Raw genomic sequence first — 1,593 nt, forward strand, 5'->3', positions numbered from 1 at the left:
GCGGCGGTGGATTCGGAGGCAGCGGCCAGAAGTGGGCTGCATTCGCTGGGGCAGTTTCATGCCCCCTGTCCTTCAACGGCGAGCCGATCCTGTCCGGCCCATACGATCCAGCCATGCAGGAAGCCAAGCTCATAGCTACACGCGGTGCGATGGCCGCAAGTAACGGCGGCGGCGCTCTGCTCGGCATCGCCGTTGCCGCGACGGACGCTGTCGGCGCTGCAGCCCTCGGGGCATATGCCGCCTCAGACGGCGACGCCTCGACGCTGCTCGGCGATGCGCAGCCGTTCGAGTTCACAGCGGACACGGTGAGCGGTGACGCAGAAGTGCTGGCGGCCAGCACGAACAATCCGAACTATGCTGCAAAAATGCTCGGGTACAACCGCAAGATTTTCGGAAACATGATTCACGCAATGAAGGAAGAAAATGATTTAAGAGGAGACGACAACGTCATCTGGCACAACAACGGCGATGTATATTTCAACGGGCTGAAAATCGATAACATGCACAACTACTAAGACGGAATATATGGGTTCGCACCAACTTGCATACGCGTCATTCACAGTTTCTGGCGATCAGATATCGCCCGAGTTTTGGACTCAGTATTTCGGCGTCGTCCCTGACATCGCACACACCAAAGGAGATCCCGTCGTTGATCGCAACGGACTACCACGAGGTATTGAGCGGCGGACAGGAGTATGGGGCGTCCGTAGCAAATTGGCCGTCAGCAGCGACCTGCTAACGCCACATCTGCGATATCTGGTCGATCATCTCGCACTGCCGCGACCTGACCTGCGCGAACTAACGGAACGCGCCGGGGCAAAGATGCGGTTCTTCTGTTACTGGGATAACGAATTCGGAGACCGGGTACCGGATGTGCCAGATGACATTCGGGCGATGATGGAGGCAATGGGCGGCACCGTCGAGATTGACGAATACCGATAAAGAAGAGAATGCACCACGATAACGGAGTTGCTCAATGTACATAATCAAGACTATGAAGAAATGTTCCGTCTTCGCGGATTGCCATTTGATGCCGAGTCGGTCAAGCGACCGCCGTACTTTGACCACCTAACGAATGACATTGTGTATCGACGACTCGCCCCTGGCGTGTGGAAGGAACTGAAAGCAAAGGTCAAAAAAAACACGGGAGGTCGACCAAAGCATCAACTGCATCGCTTGCTCACCCCCGACGTTGGCGATCCCCGCCTTAGAGAATTGATCACAAAGGTAGTGACGGTGATGCAACTCAGCAATAAATGGCATGACTTCAAGGAAAAACTGGATCGCATAGCGCCGGCCTACGATGAAACTCTCCAACTGCCGTTTGAACTCCAGAACGACGATGGTGAGGGCCTGTGATTCGCGACGAATTGCGGAAAAGCCTAGCTTTTGCGGAAAAATAATCGGGGGAAAAACCGGATGCGGAATTGCCGGGAAGCCTTGACTGGCGGAAGGCAGCCGACTCCTACAATCGCCCGCGAAACCGCGCCAGGTTTGGCTCCCGCAGTCCCGGCCGGTGGCTACCCAATCCTACCCACGTTGTGAAAGTGCCTGTCCCGACGGCCCTTCACCAGTAAGGAGGCACCGCTCCTG

The 1,593-nt window shown here is 56.0% G+C and carries 2 protein-coding genes and 1 pseudogene; all 3 read left to right on the top strand.

The features are described 5' to 3' along the window. Window positions 1-515 (top strand): annotated as a pseudogene (locus AC1ECK_RS36580) (hypothetical protein); the annotation flags it as partial. 10 nt (window positions 516-525) lie between these two features. After that, entirely contained in the window at window positions 526-942 is a 417-nt protein-coding gene (locus AC1ECK_RS36585; RefSeq protein ID WP_480328165.1) for a DUF4279 domain-containing protein, read from the top strand. A gap of 27 nt (window positions 943-969) precedes the next feature. Then, the gene (locus AC1ECK_RS36590; RefSeq protein WP_480328167.1) at window positions 970-1,359 is read left to right on the top strand and encodes a P63C domain-containing protein; all 390 of its coding nucleotides are present in this window, start codon (window positions 970-972) and stop codon (window positions 1,357-1,359) included. Window positions 1,360-1,593: the final 234 nt, after the last annotated feature.

Source organism: Paraburkholderia sp. SSBN10T, from assembly GCF_056619545.1.